Raw genomic sequence first — 22,721 nt, forward strand, 5'->3', positions numbered from 1 at the left:
GTCGTGGGTCCGTGTGTCCGTGGGGTCGTGGGCGGTCGCCCGGCTCGGGCTGCGCGCCCGGCGCCCGTACCGCCCCGCTCATGCCGGCGGCCTCCGCCCGGTCCGCTCCCTCACGGAGCACAGGACCGGGCGGAGGCCGCCGGCGAACCGCCGTTCCGCAGGCTCAGCCCAACCGCTCGGCCAGCCACCGGTGGACGGCGAGCGCGGTGGACTCCGCGTGCTCCTCCAGCATCGTGAAGTGGCTCCCGGGCACCTCCAGCCGGGTGTGCTCCAGCGGCCATTCCGGCCGCCACACCGGCCCGGCGCTGTCACCGAGCACCTCGAAGAGCGGCTGCGCCGAGGCCGCGCTCACATACAGGGTCGGGACGGACACCGGCAGCGGTCGCCAGCCGTCGAACAACTCCGCGTACCGGACCATCGCCGCGAGCTGTTCGTCCCCGGCGGGCAGCCGCGGGTACCGCTCGGTCAGCCAGCGGGTGATCGTGCTCATGCCTGCGACGGTGTTCCCGGCGGCCCGCCCGGGCGAGTCGAGCAGCACGAGCGCGGCCGGCGCGGCACCGGTGGACGCGAGCCGCCGCGCGATCTCGTGCGCCGGCCAGCCGCCCGACGAGTACGCCGCCAGCGCGAACGGACGTCCGGCGAAGCGCCGTCGCAGGGCGTCGGCCTGAAGGGCCACCGCCGACTCCAGATCCTCCGGCAGCGGCTCGCCCGCACCGTAGCCGGGCATACCGGTCGCCCAGACGGAGCGCAGTCCGCGCAGCGCCATGGCGAACCGGAGGTACTGGTGCACCCCGGTGGGCACGACGAGCGACGGCAGGCAGACCAGCTCCGGTTCGCGCGCGCCGTCCGCCAGCCGTGTGAACTCCGGCTCCTGGACGGCCGTCCCCGAGGTGAAGGCGGGCCGCACGCGCCCGGCGGTCTCCCGCCGTACGGTCCCGACCAGCGCGTCCACCTCGTCGGCGCGGTGCTCCAGGAGGTAGGCGCCGAGCCGGTCCACCGAGTCCTGCTCGAAGAGCAGCGTCGACGGCAGCTCGCCCAGGTCCTGCCGGAGCGCGTTGGTGAACTGGAGGACGAGGATCGAGTCCATCCCGTACGCGACGAACGACGTCCCGGGATCGATCTTCCCAGCCGGTATCCGCAGTGTCTCCGCTGCCTTCTCCGTGAGATGGGCGGCCAGAGCGGCGGCACGCGCCCCGGCATCGACCGGTGCGGCCACCGCGGCAGCGGGTGCCACAAGTGCCGCGGGTATGACGGGAGTTACGGGTGTCACGGGAACGCCCGCCGGGCGCGTGCGCGCGGCCACCCTCTGGCGTGCGATGCCGTCGCTCTCGGCGGCCAGGATCTGCTGCCCCAGCTCGCGCGCCCCCGGCAGGACGGAGACCACCGAGGAGAACCCTTCGCCGTGCAGCACCTCCCGCCAGGTCTCCGGGGCCAGCGCGGGCGAGCCCGGCACCCGAAGGGCCACGTCCTCGGCGAGCCACCAGCCTTCGAGCAGCCCGAAGGTGAGATGACTGAACACGTCGAAGGCGGTCAGCTCGTTGAGCAGCAGCCGGCCCCTGTCGCGCAGCGCGGACTTGGCGTTGCGCAGTGTGGCACGCATGTCGCGCGTCGCGTGCAGGACGTTGGCGGCGATGACGAGGTCGTAGCCGCCCTCCTGGATACCCTGCTGGGCGAGCGGCCGTTCCACGTCGAAGCGCCGGCAGTCGAGCGAGGGCACGTCGGGCCCGTACCGCGCCTGGGCACGGTTCAGGAACGCCTTCGACAGATCGGTGTACGTGTACGTCTCGATGCTGTCCCCGTACGGACGCAGCGCGGCGAACACACCGACGCTGGTGCCGCCGGTACCGGCGCCGATCTCCAGCACACGGATACGCCGGTCCGGGTCCTGGCGCAGCAGTTCCGCGACGATCCCGGAGACGGCCCCGGCCAGGGCGCGGTTGAAGGTGTCGGCCACCCGGTTGTTGCGGTAGCAGCCCTCGACGAGTTCGACGGAGCCGCGGGGGAACATGATGTCCGTCGCCGGGGTGCGGCCGGTGAGGATCCTGGGCAGCGCCTTCAGTGTGGCGTCGACGAGCGCGATCTCCGCCGCCCTGTCGGGGTCCTCGGACCATCGCGCGCACTGCTCGGCCCACTGACGTTCGAGGACGTCGAGCGGCGGCGCGTGGTCCGGCACGACCCGCAGGGAGTGGGCGAGCCACGCCGTGTACCGCTTGTCTATCCCGCCCCGGGCGAGGGCCACGGCCGTATCGGTGGGGGCGGGCTCACCGGCCCGCAGGACCCCGAGCGCCTCCAGATGGCCTCGGAGCAGCTGGGCGAGCAGCGGATCGCGTGCGGTACGGCGCCAGTCGGCCGTCGTCCGCAGCAACCGCGCTTCCGCGTCGGACAGTTCGGCCGGAGCGGGCGCCGTCCCGCCCGTGACGCCGAGGGGGGAACGCTCGTACACGGTCGTCCGGAGTGTCATGTCGATCGCTTCGATGGCCGCGGGGTCCGACAGCTTGACGAAGCTCACCTGCGGCTGCGGGCCGCCGAGCAGGGTGTCCAGCGCGGCCATGGCCTCCGGCGGCTCGATCGACAGCAGCCCCCACCGCGCCATGCTCCGCCGGTGGAACGCGGAGGCGACACTGCCGACCGAACCCCACCAGCCCCAGTTCATCACCTTCACCGGGCAGTCGAGATGTCCGGCCAGCAGCTGCGCGTAGGCGTCGGCGAAGGCGGAGCCGGCCGCGTAGTTGCTCTGCCCGGCCGATGTGGCGAACGACTGGAGCGAGGAGAAGAAGAGAACGAAGTCGAGCGGCTCCCCGGAGAAGACCCGCGCCATGGCGACGCTGGTGTCGACCTTCGCCGCCAGGCTCGCGCGGAAGTCGCCCTCCTCCATGGCCGCGAGGCCCCGGTCGCGCAGCACGAGCGCCGCGTGGACGACACCGTGGATCCGCCCGTAACGCTCCTTGATCCGCTCGTGGGCCGTGCGCAGCGCCTCGGGATCGGTGGCGTCCGCGCTGAGGTAGCTGACTTCTCCGCGCCCTCCGATGTCCCGGATCCGCGCCTCGATCGAGGCGTCCCGCGCCCGGCGGCCGATCCACACCACCCGGGCGCCGCAGCGCTCCACGACATGCCGGGTCCATGCCTCGCCGAGGCCGCCCGCGCCGCCGATGACGACATACACACCGCCCTCCCGGTACGGGTCCGCCGCCGGGGGCGGGCTGACGCACGGCACGAGCCGCTGCCGCAGCCACTGGCCCGAGCGGCGCGCCCAGGCGCTGCCCTCGGTGTGCGCGGGAAGACCGGCGAGCGCCGAGGGCCCCGCCGTACTTTCGAGGTCGACGCGGCGGACCGTCCAGTGGCCGTACTCGCGTTCCAGCGCCCCGAACAGGCCGTGCAGCGCCGTGTGCGCGGGCCGGATCACCTCGGCGCGATGGGTGGCCTGAGCGCCGTGGGTGACCAGGGTGACACCGAGGGAACGGGCGCCGTAACCGGCGAGCAGCAGCGCCTTGACCATACGGAACGCCGCGATCACACCCTCCTCCTGCGCGGCGACGAACCCCGTGGCGTCCGTCGGGTGCGGCGCGGTGTCCGGCGCGAGCCACAGCAGATGGTCGAAGGTCTCGCCGGAGCGCAGCGCGGTGGCGATCTCCTCGACGCGGGCGCCCGGCGGAAGGCGCCAGGCCCGCGCTCCGGGGGAGTGCCGGAGAATCCGCGCGAACCGCTCGTCCGACGCGCCGACCACCAGCACCCGGTCCGGGAACGAGGGCGCGGGGGCCGTCGCGCCGACGGCGTCGGCCCGTACCGGCTCCCACACCGGAGCGAACAGCGAGGGCGCGGGGGCCGGTACGGCACGCGAGGTGTAGCCGGTCATCCGGACGAGGACGGCGCCCGCCGCGTCGAGGAGATCGATGTCGAGCCGGCCGGACGGGCCCGCCGCCCCGGTGTCCACGGAGCGGACCACGGCCCACCCGGCCTCCGTGCCGAGGGGCGCGAAGATCTCCAGGGTGTCCAGGGCGAACGGGACCATGGTCTCGCCGGAACCGCCGAGGTTCAGCGCCGTGGACGCCTGGATCGCCGAGTCCATCAGCGCGGGTGACAGTACGTACGGATACGGCTCGTCCGGTGCCGCCGACAGACGGGCGACGACCGTGCCCGGCCCGACATGGACCTCGTCGATCGCGCGGAGCGAAGGACCGTGGGTGATTCCCCTCGCGACGATCGCCTCCGCGACCCGCTCACCCGGCACCCGGGTCGGGCAGCCCGCGCGCAGCGCGGCCAGATCCACGGGGGCCGGGCGCGGCGAGGTGGCGCGCCGGACGCGCCCCTCGCAGAAGGGACCCGCGTCGTCCGTCCCGGACACCACCTCGAAGGCCACACCGTCACCGGCCGGCTTCACCACGATGTCGATGTCCCGGGGCGTGCCCTCGACCACGAGCGGCCGGACCCAGGTGATGTTCCGCAGGGTGAGCGGTGTCGCGGCGTCCGTTCCCAGCGCACGGGCGGCGACCTCACGGGCCATCTCCAGATGGACGACACCGGGCAGCACCCGCCGCCCGCCCACCTGGTGGTCACGGAGGAAATCCTCCTCCCCGGTCAGTTTCACCGTGCCGCGTACGGTGCCGGGCACACCGGGCACCGGAGCCGTATCGCCCATGATCGGATGGCGCGGAGCGCTGGTCGTGGGAGCGGTCGTGGCGGTGATCGCGGCGGTCGCGATGGGCGCTGGCTCCGTGGCCCAGTGGCGTTCCCGGGCGAACGGGTAGGTGGGCAGGGGGACACGCCGTTGCGCGCCCGGCGGGAAGAGCCCCGGATAGTCGAGCACGACGCCCTGGACGAACAGGCCGGCCAGCACGGTGAGGTCCGCCCGGTAGGAGGGGTACGCGGCGGTGCCCGCGGCGGCGGCACAGCGGCGCAGCGCGTCCTCACCCCGCCGCCGCCCGGCGTCGGGCCAGTCGTCCGGAGCCGCCGTCCGCCCCGTAAGGGCGCGCGGTCCGTCGATCCCCTCCGCCAGGACCTGGAGCAGCTCGTCGCGGTCCCGTACGACGCACGCGAAGCGGTGGGCGAAGTGCTCGCGGCCGACGAGGAGCGTCCAGGCGATGTCACCGCAGTCGAGGGAGTTTTCCCCGCGGCAGTGTGCGGCCAGCCGCGTCAGCTGCGCCGAGAGCTGTTCGCGCGAACGCGCCGACAGCACGACCAGCTGGGCCGGGCGGGGCACCCGCGGGACGGACACCGCCGGGGGCTCCTCCAGGACGAGGTGCGCGTTCGTCCCGCTCGCCCCGAAGGAGCTGACGGCACCCCGCCGCGGAGCGCCGACGGGCGCCGGCCACGGATGGGTGCGGGTGCTCGGATAGAACGGGCTGCCGTCGAGCGGGACCGCCTCGTTCGGCCGCTCGAAGTGGAGCGAGGCGGGGATCTGGCCGTGCCGCATGCCGAGGAGAATCTTGAGGACGGCGGCGACACCGGCGGCGAACTGGGTGTGACCGAGGTTCGTCTTGACCGAACCGAGGGCGCAGTAACCGGACTTGTCGGTGCCCTTGCGGAACGCGCGGGTCAGCGCCTGGAACTCGATCGGGTCACCGAGCTTGGTGCCGGTCCCGTGGGCCTCGACGGCCTGGATCGTCCCGGCATCGACGGCGAACCGCTCGTACACCTCGCTCAGCAGCCGCTCCTGGGAGACGGAACTGGGCGCGGTGATGCCGTTGGTGGCGCCGTCGTGGTTGGTGCCGGACGCCCGGATCACCCCGTGGACATGGTCGCCGTCGGCGAGCGCGTCCGCGAGCCGCTTGAGGACCAGGACACCGACGCCCTCGCCCGGTACGAAGCCGTCGGCGCGGTGGTCGAAGGCATGGGTGCGGCCGGTCGGCGAGAGCATCCCGGCGCGCCCGGCCAGGTCGTACAGGCGCGGGGTGGTCTGGAGGTAGACGCCCGCGGCGAGGGCCATGTCCGTCTCGCCCGACCAGAGATCCTTGCACGCCAGGTCGATCGCGACGAGAGAGCTGGAGCAGGAGGTCTCGACCGCGATGGCCGGGCCCTTGAGGTTGAGGAAGTAGGAGACCCGGCCCGGGACGAAGGATGCCATGTTGCCCCAGAACGCCTGAGCGGGCGCGTCCTCCCCGATCAGCGCCTGGTAGTCGCCGTCCCAGCAGCCGACGTAGACGCCGCAGTCGCGTTCGCTCATGGCGGGTCCGGCATGGCCCGCGTCTTCGAGGGCCTTCCAGGATTCCTCCAGCAGCAGCCGCTGCTGGGGATCCATCACGGCGGCCTCGACCCCGGAGATGTTGAAGAACAGCGGGTCGAACTCGTCGATGCGGTCGAGGAAGCCACCGCGCGTGCAGCGCGGCTTCCCGGCGGCGTCCTCGGTGGGCAGCGGCCAGCGGGTCGCCTCGGTGGTGAGGTCGTCGCCCGCCGCCAGATGCTCCCACAGCTCGTCGAGCGAGTCGGAGCCGGCGAACCGTCCGCTCATCCCGATCACGGCGATCGGACCACGGTCGACGGGCCCCGGGAGCGGCCCCGGGACCGGGACTGGGGCCTGTGCGGCGGGTGTGGCGGGTGCGGCGGGTGGCGGCAGCGCGATCGTCTCGCCGTGCGCGTCGAGCAGATGCGCGATGAGCCGGTCGGCCGAGCTGTGGTCGTAGATGACACCGGTCGTCAGATCGAGGGAGAGCGCCTCGTTGAGTTCATGGACGAAACGGACGCCGAGGATGGAGTCCAGTCCGTAGTCGGCGAAAGCGCGGGTGGTGTCGATGTCCCGGGTGTCCATGGCCAGTGCCTCGGCCAGCTTCGTGTGCACGAGACGGCGGACCTGCCCGTCGAGCGGCGGCCGGGGTCGCGCGACCGGGCCGTCCTCGGCCTTGGCCCCGGCCTTGTCCACGGCCTTGTCCACGGTCTCGGGCTCGTCGGCCGCCACGCGAGGCGCGGGCTCCCGGTGGCCGGGGCTCTCACGACGGGCCCCGGCGGACCCGGCGGCGCCGGGAGCGTCGAGCGCTTCGAGATCGCCGGCCCAGTACCGGTCACGGGCGAACGGATAGGTCGGCAGCGAGATCCGCCGGGGTACGGCGGAGCCGTGCAGGGCGTGCCAGTCCGGCGCCGCGCCCCGGGTCCACCGGGCCGCGAGGCCGGAGAGCCCGTCTCGTCCGGGCCGGTGGGGCACCACGGGGTCCCCGGGATCGCCGTACCGCGCGGGCTCGGTGGCGCCGCCTCCGTACGTACGCCCTACGGTGCCCCGGTGGATGCCGGGGACGGCCGTGTCCCGGTTCAGGTACGCGCGGAGCACGGCGCGCAGTTCGGACACCGAGGCCACGACCACGGCGAGGCGCTCCTCCATCGCCTCACGCCCGACCTGGAGGGTGTAGGCGATATCGGCGAGGGCGGCCTCCGTGCCCGGACCGTCGAGATGGTCCGCGAGGCGCGCGGCCTGGTCGCGCAGCCGCTCCGGGGTGCGGGCGGACAGGACGACCAGCTGCTCGGCTCGGTTCCCGGCGGATGCCTCGCCGGACGCGGGCGGGGACACGTATTCCTCCACGATGAGGTGTGCGTTCGAACCGCCCGCGCCGAACGACGAGACCGCGGCGAGGCGCGGACGGTCGCTGTGCCAGTCGGCGGGTTCACGCTGGACGAAGAAGGGGGTCCGGGCCAGATCCAGGTTCGGGTTGAGTTCCTCGGCGTGCAGGCTGGGGGCGAACTGCCGGTGCCGCAGCTGGAGAACGGCCTTCGTCAGACCGGCGACACCGGCGGCTGCCTCAAGATGCCCGATGGACGACTTGACGGAGCCGAGGGCGCAGAACCGCCGGTCGTCCGTGTCCTGGGCGAAGGCGAGGGTCAGGCCCGCCACCTCGATCGGGTCGCCGAGTTCGGTGCCGGTGCCGTGCGCCTCGACGTAACCGATGTCGCGGGCCGGGACACCGGCGCGGTCGAGCGCGTCACGGATCAGCTCGGCCTGGGCGTTCGGGCTGGGCACCGTATAACCGTGGGTGCGGCCACCGTGGTTGATGCTCGTGCCCCGGATCACCGCCAGGACGCGGTCGCCGTCGGCCAGGGCCCGCGAGAGCGGCTTGAGGAGTACGGCGCCGACCCCCTCGCCCGGGACGAAGCCGTCGGCGCCGCTGCCGAAGCTGCGCAGCCGGCGGCCCTCCGACAGCATGGCGGACCGGCACAGCTCGACGTAGTCGAGCGGGTGGAGGTACAGATTGACCCCGCCGGCGATGGCCGCTTCGCAGGACCCCCGGTACAGGTGCTCACACGCCTCGTGGATCGCGGTGAGGGAGGCCGAGCACATCGTGTCGACGGTCAGGCTGGGCCCGTGCAGGTCGAGGACGTGGGACGTACGGGCGCTCAGCGACGCGAAGGACAGGGCGGGGACGACGGTCTCGCCCGAGGGCAGCCGCCGCGGGCTGTGCCGGGCGTGGCCGGACTTCGTGACACCGGCGAAGACCCCGACGCGCCCGCCGTGGCGGGCACTGAACTCCCCGGGGCTGTAGCCGGCGTCCTCCAGCACCTCCCAGGACGCCTGGAGGAACAGCCGCTCCTGCGGGTCCATCGCGTACGCGTCCCGGGGCGCTATCCGGAAGAAGAGCGGGTCGAAGGCGGCGAAGTCGTCCAGGAAACCGCCCCACTTGCTGTAGCTCCGGCCGGTCGCGATCGCCTCGGCGCGCGAGGGTTCGTAGAAACCCTCCAACGGCCAGCGGTCCTCCGGGACTTCCACGATCCCGTCACGGCCGGCCTTGAGGTTGTCCCAGAACTCGGTGAGATCCGCGGCGCCCGGGTACCGTCCGCTCATGCCGATGATGGCAATGGGCTCCCGCCGCCCGGGCGTTGCGGCCGGTTCACCGGCCCCGGGCGTGAGCGCGGGTACGGGGGCGGGTACGGGGGCGGGTACGGGGCCGGGATCCTGCGGCGCGAGGTGTCCGGCGAGCGCGCGGAGCGTCGGGAACTCGTAGAAGACGGTCTTCGACACCTCACCGAAGGTGCGGGCCAGCTCCTTGTTGAGCTGCACCACCATGATCGAGTCCAGCCCCATGGAGTGCAGCGGGGCGTCGGGGGCGACATCACCGGACGGGACCTTGGTGACCCGGGCGAAGAGACCGGTGAGCCGGTGGAGCGTCGGCGTTCCGGCGGGCTCGGGGAGTACCGGTGTCACCGGGACCGGTTCCGCCGCCGATGGAGGAGGCGCGGTGGTACGGGCCGGGGCGGGCGGCGCCGAGGTGGCTGCGCCCGGGGCCGCCGGGATCCGGCTCAGGTCTCCGTGGTGGACCCAAACTCGGGCTTCGCCGTCCAGCCGCCAGGCGTCGGCCAGTGCCTTGAGGCCGGCCGCGGAGTCCATCGGGGTCAGGCCCCGGCTCTGCCGCAGACGCGCGCGTACGGCGTCGTTGACGCTCATCCCGCCCTCGCGCCACAGCGGCCAGGCGAGCGACAGCGTACGTCCCGAGCGCTCCCCGGCGGCGACGCGTGCGGCGCGCCGTACGGCGAAGGCGTCGAGGAAGGCGTTGGCGGTGGCGTAGTCCGCCTGCCCGGCGTTGCCGGTGATCGCGGAACCGGAGGAGCAGAGCAGAAGGAATTCCAGCGGGGCGTCCCCCACGGCCCGGTCGAGATGGACGAGGCCGTCGGCCTTCGGCGCGAGAACACCGGCCCACTCCTCGGCCGTCTTGCGCACCAGCGCGGCGTCATGGACCACGCCCGCGCAGTGGATGACACCGTGCAGCCCGGTGTCCCGCTCCCGGACGGACGCGACGAGATGGCGCACTTCCTCCCAGCGCGAGACGTCCGCCGGCGTGTACCGGGCGGTGGCGCCTTCGGCGCGCAGCTCGTCCAGGAGCGCGTCGATCCGCGCGTCGCGCGGTGCGCGGCCGGTCAGGACAAGCGTGGGACAGACGACATCGCGGGCGATGGCACGGGCGATGACGGCGCCGATCCCGCCCGCGCCGCCTGTGATCAGGTACACACCGCCGTCGCGCCAGGGCATGTCCGCGCCGTCCATCGGTGCGGGGGTGACCCGGCTCCAGGTGAGGACGGAACGGACGCCGTCCCGCTGGAGCACGAGGTCGTCTTCGGCGGCGTGGGCGTTGTGCGCCACCGCGGTGGCGACGGCCTCGCCGTCGACGGGGCCGGGGCCGTCGCCGCCGGGAAGGCCGAGGCGGATGAGCTGCCCGGTGAGCGAGGGGTCTTCCGCCATGGCGGTACGCAGCAGCCCGACGAGCGCCGGATGAACGGTGTCGTCGTCGCTCGCGGGTGCCACGACCTGCACGAGAGTCTCGCCGGCCGAGGTGTCGGCGACCAGGTCGCGCACGATCTCGAAGACCTGCCGCGAGACCTCGCCGAAACGGCTGTCGAGGCGCTGCTTGCCGGTCTCCACGGTGTGGCAGCGCACGCCCGCGATCTGCCGTTCGACCGACTCCCGCGCGGCGGCGAACGCGCCGCACAGGACGACGGCATGGCGGGCCGGAGTGCCGTGGTGCGCGGAGCCGTTCACCGGCGCGGGCTTCGGGATCCAGCGGGGGACGAGCAGCGCGGTCCCGGTTTCGGTCCCGGTCGCGGGCTCGTCCAGCTGCCCCTGCTCCGCAGGGAGTTGTGGCGCGGCGCCGGGGATCCAGTAGCGCTCACGCGCGAAGGGATACGACGGGAGCCGCAGCCGCCGGGGCACCGAAGTTCCGTGCGGCGGGCGCCAGTCGACGGTGGCTCCGTCGACCCAGCGGGCGAGCAGACCGGTGAGGTCGCCGTCGTCCGGTACGACGGGGGCGGCACCGGCGGTGTGGCCGTTGACCGTACCCCTGACGCCGTCCCCGAGGTGCTCGCCGTCCTCGGTGAAGGCGCGGAGCCTGTCGGCGAGTTCGTGGGGAGAGCGCACCACCCAGCCGACGCGCTCCCGCATCGCCTCGCGCCCGGTCTGCAAGGTCCAGGCGAGCGAGCGCAGAGAGGGCGGCGCGGACGCCTGTTCCAGATAGGTGAGCAACTTTCTTGCTACCTCGCGCAGTTGTGCAGGGGTACGGGCCGACAGCGGGACGACGGCCGGTGCGCCGTTGGCGTCGGCGTCGGAGTGGGACTCGGTGCCGGGACGTGTGCCCGGGATGTACTCCTCAACAACCACATGGCAGTTCACACCGCCGAACCCGAAGCTGCTGACCCCCGCCCGCCGCGGGACGAGGCCGCCGTCGGGCCCGGGGCGCCGCCGCCACGGCTCGCTCTCGCGCCCGACGCGGAACGGCCCGTCACCGAGTTCGAGATACGGGTTGAGTTCCGCGCAGTTGCGCGTGGCCGGGATGATCCCGTGCTCCAGGGCGAGCAGTACCTTGAGCAGTCCGGCGATCCCGGCCGCCGCCTCCAGATGACCGATGTTGGTCTTCACCGAGCCCAGCACGATGTCCGCCCGGGAAGTGGCGCCCAGCCGCCGGTACGCGGAGCGCAGCGCGCGCACTTCGACGGGGTCGCCGAGCACTGTTCCGGTCCCGTGGGTCTCGATGTACTGCACGGTGTCCGCGGGGATACCGTCCATCGCGGCGCGGACCAGATCGGCCTGGGCATCGGCGTTCGGCGCCGTCAGGGAGTTGGCCCGCCCGCCGTGGTTCTCCGCGCTGCCGACGAGCACACCGAGGATCGGGTCGCCGTCCCTCTCGGCGGCGTCGAGCGGCTTCAGGATCAGCGCGCCGACGCCCTCGCCCCGTACATACCCGTCCGCGTCCTGGGCAAAGGTCGCGCAGCGCCCGGCCGGGCTGAGCATTCCGGCCCGGTGGGCACTGACAAAGGTGTCCACGCTGAGCAGGAGATTGACCCCGCCGGCGATCGCGAGGTCGCACGCGCCCGAGCGGATGGCCTCCATCGCCTGGTGCACGGCGACCAGCGAACTCGAACAGGCAGTGTCGACGGGACGGCTGGGGCCCCGGATGCCGAGCAGGTACGAGATCCGGTTGACCAGCATGGAATGGGCGTTGCCCGTGGAGGTGAACGCGTCCGGCTCGACTCCGTACGTGGTGAGCAGGGTCGCGTAGTCGGTGCCGGAGACGCCGAAGAAGAGCCCGGTGTTCTCCGGCAGGGCGTCCCGTGTGTACCCGCTGTCCTCGACCGCGCTCCAGACGGTCTCCAGGGCCAGCCGGTGCTGGGGGTCCATCAGTTCGGCTTCGCGCGGGTAGATCCGGAAGAAGCCCGCGTCGAAGGCGTCGACGTCGTCGACGACACCCGCGCGGCGCGGGAAGTCGGCGCTCTCGACGACGCGCGCGTAGGCCGAGTCGTAGCGGTGGACGGGGAACTCCGAGACACAGTCGGCGCCTTCGCGCAGACGCGACCAGTAGGCGTTCAGATCGGGAGACCGGGGGAAGCGTCCCGCGGCGCCGATGACCGCGACCGGTACGGGTCTGTCCCGTACCGGCGGGGCGGGCGGGTCCTGTTCCGGCATGGGGCCGGCTCCTGTCGTCGGGGCGGGTGGAGCCGGGGCGGTACGGGGTGGCACGGGCGACGGTTCCGCCCGCGCAGACTCCGGCTGCGCCAACTCGGCCCGAGCGGAGCTGACTTGCTGGGCGAACTCGGTGACGAGATGCCGGGCCAGCGCGTCCAGGGTGGTCAGGTCGAAGAAGACGGCGGGGGTCACGTCGACACCGAGCGTGTCCTTGATGAGCTTGCTGAACGTGACGAGCGAGAGGGAGTCGAAGCCGAAGGCGTCGAACCCGGTATGGATACCGAGGTCGTTGGCGTCGAACTTGAGGATGTCCGCCGCGATACGGCCGAGTTCACCGACCGCGAAGGTCACGAGAGCCTCGTCCTCGACGGCCGCGGGCGCCTCCTGGGCGTGCGTGACCGGCGCCGGGACGCTGCTCCGTTCCGTATCCGCGTTCGAGGGGCCCGTACCGCCCTCGCCCCAGTGGACGCCCGCGAGTTCGGCCAGCACCCGGCCGTCGCGGTCCGCCAGCCGGACCCTGCCACCGGGGGCGGCGGCCCGTGGGGGCAGGTCGAACACCACGTACGCCACGTCGTCGGCGGCCCGCGTGTCACCGAAGAGGCGTATGTCATCGATCAGGCGGGGGAACTGACGCGACCAGGCGGGCTCGCCGGCCCGCTTGGCGACGAGGTGGACACCGTGGGAGACCGCCGCGAGGACATGCGGGGCAATGCTGACGTTACGCATCGTGCGGTCCTGGCGGAGTTCCGGGACGCCGACGCCGAGGACCAGCCGTCCGCCCGGCAGCCAGTAGGCGGCCCGCACACCGCACAGCAGGGGTTCGGGGGTGATACCTCCCTCGGCCAGTTCGGCCAGCACCTCCTCCCGGGTCAGGACGCGCTCGGCGCCGCTGGGCAGCCCCCGCGCGCCGTCCTTCCCGAGCGGCAGCGCCTCCGGGGCGGTCCGCCGGCCGTCCGGGCGCAGCGCGAACTCGGCGACAGGTGTGCGTACACCCGTCCCGTCCTCACGGAACACCACCGCGGATGCCGCGTCGCGGCCGGGCGAGGTGACGGTGGTGACCAGGCGCTCGGTGCTCTCCCAGGAGAACGGGCCGTACAGGCGCAGCCCTTGCACACGCGGGGTGTCGGAGAGCCCGCAGACCTTCCCGACGGCGAGCGCCAGATCGACGGCGAAGGTCGGGACGATGTCCGGCGCCTTCTGCCGCGCACAGCCGTAGTCGGCGAGGTCGCCCAGGTGGACATCCAGGGTGTAGCGCAGTCCGTCCAGGTCGGAGTGGTTGGCCCCGAGGAACGGGTGCGGCTTCTCGCGCAGGGCCAGCGGCGCGGTGACGGTGGGCGCGCCGGGCTCCTGCTCGGCCCAGCACCGTACGCGCTCGAACGGATAGGCGGGCAGGGAGATCCGCCGGGGCGGGCGGGCGCCGGTGAGCGGAGCCCAGTCGAGGGTGGCGCCACCGGTCCAGGCGAGGGCCAGTTCGCGCGCGGTCGCCGTACGGGGGCCGGTGCCGGCGAGTGCGGCGTCCCGGTCCCGGTCGCCGTCGAGATAGCGGTCGATCGCGGCGACGGCGCCCGCGAGGTCCTTCGCGAGAAAGGCCCAGCGGCACGGGAGTTCGTTCTTGCCGACCCGGAGCGTGTGCGCGATCGAGGGGAGATCCGCCTCGTCCGCCCGCGCCAGAAAGTCCCGGAAGCGGACGAGTGAGGTCTCCAGCGTGGCGTCGGTCATCGCGGAGAAGACGAACAGATCCGTGTGCTCCACCCCGTCCGGCCTGTCCGCCCGGGGGCCGGTTCCGGGGACGTACTCCTCAACGATGATGTGTGAGTTCATGCCGCCCGCGCCGATGGAGGTGAGACCGGCGCGCCGGGGATGGACGGTCGTGGCGCCGTGGTCCACCGTGACCGCGGGCCGCCACTCGGCGCGTTCGCGCTGCACCCGGAAGGGCGTGTCCTCGAAGGCGATGTCCGGATTGAGGTCCTCGCTGTGCAGCGAGGGGACGAGTGTGCGTTTCCGGAGCTGGAGGACCACCTTCGCCAGACCGACCATGCCCGCCGCGTGCAGCAGGTGTCCCATGTTCGACTTGACCGAGCCCAGCGCGCAGAACTGGGTGTCCGGCGTGTGTTTGCCGAATGCCGTCGTCAGGGCCCTGACCTCGATCGGGTCCCCGAGCGAGGTGCCGGAGCCATGGCCCTCCACATAGCCGATCGTGCGCGGGTCGACGCCCGCGTCGTCGATGGCCTTCTCGATGGCGCGGGCCTGCATGCGCGGATTCGGGACGGTGAAGCCGTTGCGGACCCCGGCGTTCGCGAGCGAGGTGCCCTTGATGACGGCGTGGATGTGGTCACCGTCCCGCTCGGCCTCGACGAGCGGCTTGAGCACCACGGCGCCGACGCCCTCGCCGAGGATCGTCCCGTCCGCGCCCCGGCCGAAGCTGCGGATGACGTCGGAGGTCGCGGTGGTGAAGTGCTCGTGCGAGGAGGTGATGAGGTTGTACGGGTGCAGCAGGAGGTTCACCCCTCCGGCCACGACCATCTTGCACTCCCGCGCCCGGAGCATCTGCACGGCCTGGTGGACGCAGGTCGACGAGCCCGAACACATCGTGTCCACGAAGATGGACGGCCCGGTCAGCCCGTAGAAGTACGACAGCATGTTGGGGAGCGTGCCCGTGTAACTGCCGGTGGCCGGGGCACCGCGCGTCAGACTGTTCTGGAAGCCGTAGAGACCGTAGTGGTTGCTCATGGTGCCGGCGAGCACACCGACGTCGCCCTGGTACTGACGGTGGATCGTCTCGCGGGAGTAGCCCGCGTCCTCCAGGGCCTCGACACCGGCCTGGAGGAAGAGGCGGACCTCCGGCGACATCCGTTCCGCGTCGCGCCGGGAGATACGGAAGTAGCGGGGATCGAAGGTGTCGATCCCCTTCAGGAACGTTCCTGTCCGGATCGCGCTCCTGCCGAGGACACCGCGCTCGGGGCTGTGGACGGCGTCGTGGTCCCAGCGGTCGCGCGGCACCTCCTCGAAGAGGTGACGCCCTTCTTCGAGGACGGTCCACAGCTCGTCCAGGGTGTCGGCGCCGGGGTATCTGCCCGAGATGCCGATGATCGCGATGTCGTGGTAGGCGTCGGACTCCGCGCGGGATTCCGTGCCCGGTGCGGCGGTGGTTTCCGTACCGGTGAGCGCACCTTCGGCCAAGCCCACGGTCGCTGCCGGCACAGGCACAGGCACAGGCTCCGGGGGCTGCTCCGGTTCGGCGCCGAGGCGGGACTCCAGCGCCGTCCGGTGTTCGTCGACCAGATAGCCCACGACGCCTTCGATGTCGACGTACTCGAAGAAGAGCGTCTTGGGCAGGGGCCCGGCGATCTCCCCGAGGCGCTCGGTGGCCTCCAGGATGGAGAGCGAGTCGATCCCGTAGTCGACCAGCCCGACGGTTGTCCCCAGTGTCGCCGGGTCGTGGTGCAGTACCTCGCCCAGCACCTCCTTCACCAGGCCCGTCGTACGCGCCACGAGATCGTCCTCGCCGAGACTGGCGGCGGTAGGGCCGGCCTGCGCGGGCACGGCGGAGCCGTCCGTACGGGGCGCGGGGGCGTCGTCGTACGGCGCGGACGCGAGGGAGGCGTCGGCGCCGTACGCGACGACGAGGTGCTCCGGCGCGTCGAGCAGGGCGCGCCCGAGGACCCGCAGGCCGTCCTCCGTGGGCAGGGGCTCCCAGCCGCGCTGCCGGCGCATCGACGCGAGGGTGACCCCGTCGACCGTCATCCCGCCCTCCGCCCACAGCGGCCAGCTCACCGCGACGGTCCGGCCGCTCCGCTCACCGGCGTCGACGAGCGCCTGCCGGTGGCGGGCGAACGCGTCCAGGAAGGCGTTGGCTGCGGCGTAGTCGCCCTGGCCCGCGTTGCCGTACACCCCGGCGACGGAGGAGAAGAGCACGAAGAAGTCGAGGGCGAGGCCCCGGGTGGCCGCGTCGAGGTGGAGGGCGCCGGCCACCTTCGGCTCCAGCACCTCCGCCGCGTCCTTCGGATCCTTGGTGAGGAGGTACGCGTCCCGCAGCGTCCCCGCGGCGTGGACGATGCCGTCCAGCGATCCGTGCGCGCCCACGATGTCGCGGACGGCGCGCGCCACGTCCCGCGCGCTGCCGGCGTCGGCGGCCAGATAGTGCGCGTCGACTCCGGCCGCGCGCAGTTCGTCCAGCGCCGCGCCGGTGCTCTCGCCGGGCCGGGTCCGGCCGCTGAGTACGACGGTGACACCGGTGTGCCGCGCGAAGTAGCGCGCGACGCTTCGGCCGAGGCCGCCGAGGCCGCCGGTCAGCCAGTACACCCCGCCCTCCTTGAGCGGCGGGACGCGCGGCCCGGCGGCCGGTTCGATCTCCACCGGACGCCGGGCGAGCCGGCCGCCGTCCGGGGTGTGGCGGACTTCGGCGTCGGTGGCGGTCGCCTCGGCGGCCTCCAGACGGACGAGTTCGGCGATCCGCCCGGATGGCGCGGTGGCGAGCCCGGGGACGCGTACGACACGCCCCGAGACCGACGGATTCTCCAGGTTCAGGGTCTTGAAGAGGCCGACGAGCGGGGCGTGGCAGTGGTGCGGTGTCCGGTCGTCGACGAGGACGAGGAACCGGTGCGCTCCCCTCGGCCTGGACCGCAGCAGTTCCTGTACGCGCGCGAGGACGAGGTCCAGCGTCACACCGACGCCGTCCGCGACGGCGTCGAGGGCGATGCCGGGCAGGACCGTGAACGGGAAACCCGTCGCGCCGGACAGCTCCGAGGCGTACGTGTCCGGCCTGCCGGTGAGGAAGCCGTGCACGGTGACGGGCTCGGCCCGCCGCCGGGGCGGTGCCTCCACCCAGCGGGGGACGGCGGCCACGACACGGGGTCCGGCGGGGTCCGCCGGCTCGGCGACGGTCCGCTGTTCGGCGACGGTCCGCTGGGCGAGCCCGCGCAGCCGGGCGCGGACGGCTCCGGAGTCGTCGCACAGGTCGATGTCGAAGGTGGCGAGGCCCTTGCCGCTGTGCCGGCGGCGGACCCGGGCCCAGACGACGTCCTCGCACGGGCCGTGGACGTCGTACCGGTCGAGGGCCAGCGGCAGCGACAGCTCGCGGCTCGTTTCCGGGACCAGGGTGGCCAGAAGGACCAGCGACGCCTGGAGCGCCGAGTCCAGCACGCTCGGCTCCAGCACACTGGGCTTCAGCATCGACGCGCCCGGCTCCCGCGTCGGCACACTCCGCTCCGGCACACGCGCCTTCGGCGCCACGGCGGCCTCGGCGGCGGGCCGCCGGATCCGGGCGAGCAACTCCCCGTCCCCGACGTGGATTTCGGTGAGTCCGCGCATGGCCGGCCCGTACTCCAGGCCCGCCTCGCGGAAGCCGGCGTACACCTCGGCGGGGTCGTGCGGTGTGCCGCAGGACGCGCGGAGCGCCGCGAGGTCGAGTGTCCCGGGCGCGTCGTACCCCTCCGGCGTGGCCACCGAGGCGGTGCCCCGGCTGTGCACCGCGGCCGGCGCGGTTCCGGCGGCGGGGCTTGTGCGGATCTCGTACCCGAAGGCGCCGCCGTCCTGGGCGGTGACCACCACATGGACCTCAAGGGGCTCCCCGTCCACCACCAACGGGCGCAGCCACACCGTGTCGTTCAGCTGGAGCACCGCCCCGGCCGGGCCCTCGTGGCCGAGGGCGTACGACACCGCCGCGCGGGCCATCTCCAGCTGGACGGCGGCCGGCAGCACCCGCGCCCCATGGACGCGATGCGCCTGAAGGAACGGTTCCTCGCCGGTGAAGACCGAGGTGTAGCGCTGTTCGCGGAGGCTGGAGGTGTTGCGGTGCACCAGCGGGTGCAGCGCGCCGTTCACCGGCGCCGCGGCGGCCTCGTCCGCCGGGCGGGTCCGGAACCAGTGGCGTTCCCGCGCGAAGGGGTACGTGGGCAGCCGCACCCGGCGTGCCCGCGCGTGCCCCGGCAGCGCGGACCAGTCCACATCGCCGCCCTCGGCCCAGCGCGCCGCGGTCTCCACCAGCGCCGCGGGATGGTCCCCGTACGGCTGCCCGGTCCTGTTGTGCGCGGCGGTGTCGGGCAATGTTCCCTCGGTGAACGCGGCCAGGGCCGTGCGGAGTTGCCGCCGGTCCGTCACCACGAAGGCGACGCGTGCAGCCATCGGCTCGCGGCCGGTCTGCAAGGTGTACGCGAGGTCGGCGAGGCTCAGCGCGGCCCGCGCCGGGGCGACGGCACGGTCATCGGCGTCGAGCGTGCCCAGGAACGCGTGGAGCTGTCGCGCCACCTCCCTCAGGCGCTCCGCGGTGCGTGCGGAGAGAGGCACGACGTACGCGCCCGGTGCCTCGGTGTCGGCTCCGCCTTCGGCGCCCGCCTCGGCGTCGGACCGCGGCCGGTCGCCGGGGAGGTACTCCTCCAGGACGACATGGGCGTTGGTCCCGCCGAAGCCGAACGAGCTGACACCGGCCCGGCGCGGCGCGGGGGCGCCGTCCGGCCCGGCGGGCGGCTCGGCCCAGGGCTGGGTCTCGCGCACGATACGGAAGGGGCTGCCGGCCAGGTCGATGAGCCCGCTCTGCTCGGCGAAGCCGACGGTCGCGGGGAGCACCCGGCCCTGGAGCGCGGCGATGACCTTGACCATGCCGGCGACGCCCGCCGCGCCTTCGAGGTGGCCGATGTTGGTCTTGACCGAGCCGATGCCTGTGCTCCCCGGTTCGGGTACGGTGCCCTGCGCCCGGTGGAGGTTGCCGAAGGCGCGCTTGAGCGCGAGGACCTCGATGGGATCGCCCACGGGGGTGCCCGGGCCATGGGCCTCGATGTAGGACACGGTCTCCGGGCGGATACCCGTACGGGTGTAGAGCCCCTCGATGAGGTCGGCCTGCGCGACCGGGTTGGTGACGGTGAGCGAACTGGTCCGGCCGCCGTGGTTGGTGGCGGCGCCCCTGATCACCGCGTGGACGGGGTCGCCGTCGGCGACCGCCCGCGCCAGTGGTTTCAGCAGCAGGACCGCGCCGCCCTCACCCCGGACGTAGCCGTCAGCGCCCTGATCGAACGCCCGGCAGCGGCCGGTGGGCGACAGCATGCTCGCCTGGCTGAAGGCGACGAAGTGCTTGGGCGACCAGCACAGATTCACCCCGCCGGCGAGGGCCAGCGCGCATTCGCCGTTCCGGAGCGCGGAGACCGCCTCGTGGACGGAGACCAGCGAGCTGGCGCACGCCGTGTCATTGGTGATGCTGGGCCCCTGGAGGTCCAGCTGGTAGGAGACCCGGTTGGAGATGATCGAGTAGGCCGTGCCGGTGGGGAAGTAAGCGTCGGTCCGCGCGCCGTCCCGCTCCATCAGTTCCGCGTAGTCCGCGTGGCAGACCCCCATGAAGACGCCCGTGCGCGTCCCCGCCAGCTCGCCCGCGCGGTAGCCCGCGTCCTCGACGGCGTGCCAGGCGAGTTCCAGGGCGAAGCGCTGCTGGGGATCCATGCTCTCCGCCTCGCGCGGTGAGATGCTGAAGAAGGCCGCGTCGAAACAGTCGGCCTCCTCGATGAATCCGCCCCACACACTGTTGGTCTTCTCCGCGCCGCGCCGCGGGCTGCCGAACCAGCGCTCCTTCGACCACCGTTCGGGCGGTACCTCGGAAATCAGGGAGCGCCCTTCGACCAGGTGCCGCTGGAATTCCCGCAGGGTGCCGGCGCCGGGCAGCCTGAGCGCGAGCCCGATGACCGCGATGCCGTCCCCGACGCCGTCCACGGTCCCGGACCGCCTCTCCGCGTCCATCACTTCCCTCCGATCAGCGACGCGGCCCGGCGGCGGTCGACCACCGTCGTCACCTTCAGCTCGGTGTCCGGCGGAGTACGCATGTAATCGCTCCTGTCCCTCACGAACTGCTGGTTGAGCAGGGCTGTCGACAGCAGATGAATGAACGCGTGGTCCTCTTTCGTGCTGATGTCCGCCACGGGGGTGGACATGACCTTGGCGGCCAGCCGTTCCGCGAAGACCGGGTCGATTCCGTCGATCTCCTTGAGTTCCCTTCCGGAGAGCACCAGTTCCAGATAGTCGGGCCGGTGCTCCTGGAAGGATCCGCTGCCCGGCGCGCGGTAGGGCTGCTTGCGCCGGGTCAGGGGGTCCGCCGGGAGAAGTCCCTTGAACGCCTCTTTGAGGATGGCCTTCTCCTCCCAGCCGTCGTCGAAGCGCAGATTGACCGAGGCGGCGGCCCGGACAACGGCCGGGTCGAGGAACGGGCACCGGTTCTCGACACCGTGGGCGAGCCCCATGCGTTCCCCCTGGCTGGACAGCAGATAGCCGGCGAGCAAGGTCTTGAACTCCAGCCACTGGGCCTTCTGTGTCGGGGACAGCGCGGCATAGCCGGGGGTGTTCCCGACCAGCGCGAGCAGGTCCGCGAACGGCTCGGAGCGGTCCTTGAGCAGACGCTGGACGAACCGGCCGTTCTGATAGCGGAGTTCATGGGAGAACAGGCCCGGCAGCCGCTCCGAGGAGAACTGGCTGAGCAGCCCCTTCATATGGGTCCGGTGCTCGGGGCCGAAGTGACTCAGCTCCGGATGCAGCACCGCGATCCGCCGGTCCCGTTCCTCATCGGGCAGGCCGTTCCACGCGGCGCGCAGCATCGTCTCGCGGAAGAGCGAGTAGCCGAGGAACGCCTCGTCGGCGCCCTCTCCGCTCAGGATGGTCTTTGTCCCGGCCTCGCGCACATGACGCGAGAGCAGATACATCGGGACGAGAGCCGTGCGGAACACGGGGACTTCGGCGTGGTGAACGGCCGCGGGGAAGTTCTCCGTGATGTCGGCCGTGGAGACCACGATGGAGGAGTGGCGTGTGCCGAGGTACCGCGCGACGGACCGCTGGCTGTCCGACTCGTCGAGGGACCGGTTCTCGAACTCGACGGAGAAGGTGCGCACCTCGTGGGGCGAGAGATCGGTGGCGAGCCTGGTCACGATCGACGAGTCGAGACCACCGCTCAGATAGACGCCGACCTCGACATCGCTGCGCAGCCGTACCTCGACACTGGAGCGCAGCGTCTCGCGCACGAACGCCGCGGCCTGCGCCGCCGTACCCGCGAAAGGCTCGGCCTCGACGGCGAGTTCCTCGTACGTGTGCAGAGCGGTCCGCCCCGCGCGGACCGTGAGAAGTCCGCCGGGCGGCAGCTGGCGGACGCCCTTGAACGGGGACCGGTCCGGCAGCGGTGTCCAGAGTCCGAAGACCGACTTCAGCTCGTGCGGGTCGAGTGCGAACCGGAAGCCCGGGTAGGCGCGGAACGCCTTCATCTCCGAGGCGAAGAGGAACCCGTCGCGGCCGGCCGTGTAGAAGAGCGGCCGCTTCCCGTACCGGTCACGGGCGAGAAAGAGTTCGTCCCCGACCGCGTCGCGGACGGCGAAGGCGAAGGCCCCGTTGAAACGCGGCAGACAGGCCGGTCCCCACTGGATCCACGCCTGGAGGACGACCTCCGTGTCCGACCGGGTACGGAACGGCCGGCCGAGCGCTCGCAGCTCCTCCCGCAGTTCGAGGTAGTTGTACAGCTCGCCGTTGAAGCAGATCGCATACCGCTCCGTGGCATCCGACATGGGCTGCGCGCCCGTCACGAGATCGACGATCGACAGCCGTACGGTCCCCATGGCGACGTCGTCGTCGAGGTAGTAGCCCGCCCCGTCGGGTCCCCGATGGTGGATCTCGGACAGCATCGCCGTGATCACACCGGGGCGGCTGTCCGTGTGGAGCGACGAGGACGCGAAACCCGCTATTCCGCACACGGGGCACCTGCCTGCTGTGTGCCTTTCCCGTCCGCCCTTTCGGCCACGAACCTGTCGATCGCCTCCAGCGTGGTCGGAACCGCGAGGAGGAATTCCGCGCTTTCGGAGGTGAAGGCGAATTCCCGTTCGAGGAACGACATCAGATGGATATATCCGAAGGAGTCTATGACTCCTTCCTTGAAAAGGTCGCTCTGCGGTGTGATGTCATCGCCGAACTCGATCAAGAACTGCTTCTCGATGAACTGGATGATTATCTCTGTCCTGGTCACTGCGCGGTCCTCGTCATTTCGGGAAGGGCGTCGAGCCCGAGCCCGATGACCGCAGCCCGGTGACGGAAGGTATTGTTGAGAGACTTTCCACGTGCGGGGCGTTCAGAATGCGGGACGCCCAAACGACGACTATCGAGGGTCCGAACAACAGTGTCAAGAAAATAATGTAGATAAACTGGATCGCGTCACGCGATCCAGCGGAATAGCTACACAAAAGCGCGAGAGGCCGCTAACGTCTTCGGTACGACGTCCGGTCCCGCATTCGGCGTTCATCGCGGCGTCGGCCCCCGGCTGATTCCCGCTGATTTCAGCCCGCCCCCGTGCCCCACGTCCGGCACCGCGGCCGACACCGACACCGACACCGCACACACACTGGAG

The 22,721-nt window shown here is 72.3% G+C and carries 3 protein-coding genes; all 3 read right to left on the reverse strand.

The genetic code is table 11. The features are described 5' to 3' along the window. Positions 1-163 precede the first annotated feature (163 nt). The 3 genes from DVK44_RS34120 to DVK44_RS34130 are packed head-to-tail and all read right to left on the reverse strand — an operon-like array spanning position 164 to position 22,343. Entirely contained in the window at positions 164-20,086 is a 19,923-nt protein-coding gene (locus DVK44_RS34120) for an SDR family NAD(P)-dependent oxidoreductase (RefSeq protein WP_114664475.1), read from the reverse strand. Then, on the reverse strand, positions 20,086-22,074 hold the full coding sequence (gene asnB, locus DVK44_RS34125; protein WP_114664476.1) for an asparagine synthase (glutamine-hydrolyzing): 1,989 nt from the start codon (positions 22,072-22,074) through the stop codon (positions 20,086-20,088). The genes DVK44_RS34120 and asnB overlap by 1 nt, the downstream gene beginning before the upstream one ends. After that, positions 22,062-22,343, reverse strand: coding sequence for an acyl carrier protein (locus DVK44_RS34130; protein WP_114664477.1), 282 nt, complete (start codon positions 22,341-22,343; stop codon positions 22,062-22,064). Before DVK44_RS34130 ends, asnB begins: the two co-directional genes overlap by 13 nt. Positions 22,344-22,721 lie beyond the last annotated feature (378 nt).

It is taken from the genome of Streptomyces paludis (assembly GCF_003344965.1).
Classification (GTDB): Bacteria; Actinomycetota; Actinomycetes; order Streptomycetales; family Streptomycetaceae; genus Streptomyces; species Streptomyces paludis.

Coding starts and splice junctions, on each gene's coding strand:
- DVK44_RS34120 (WP_114664475.1), bottom strand. CDS start 20,086: ATGGACGCGGAGAGGCGGTCCGGGACCGTGGACGGCGTCGGGGACGGC.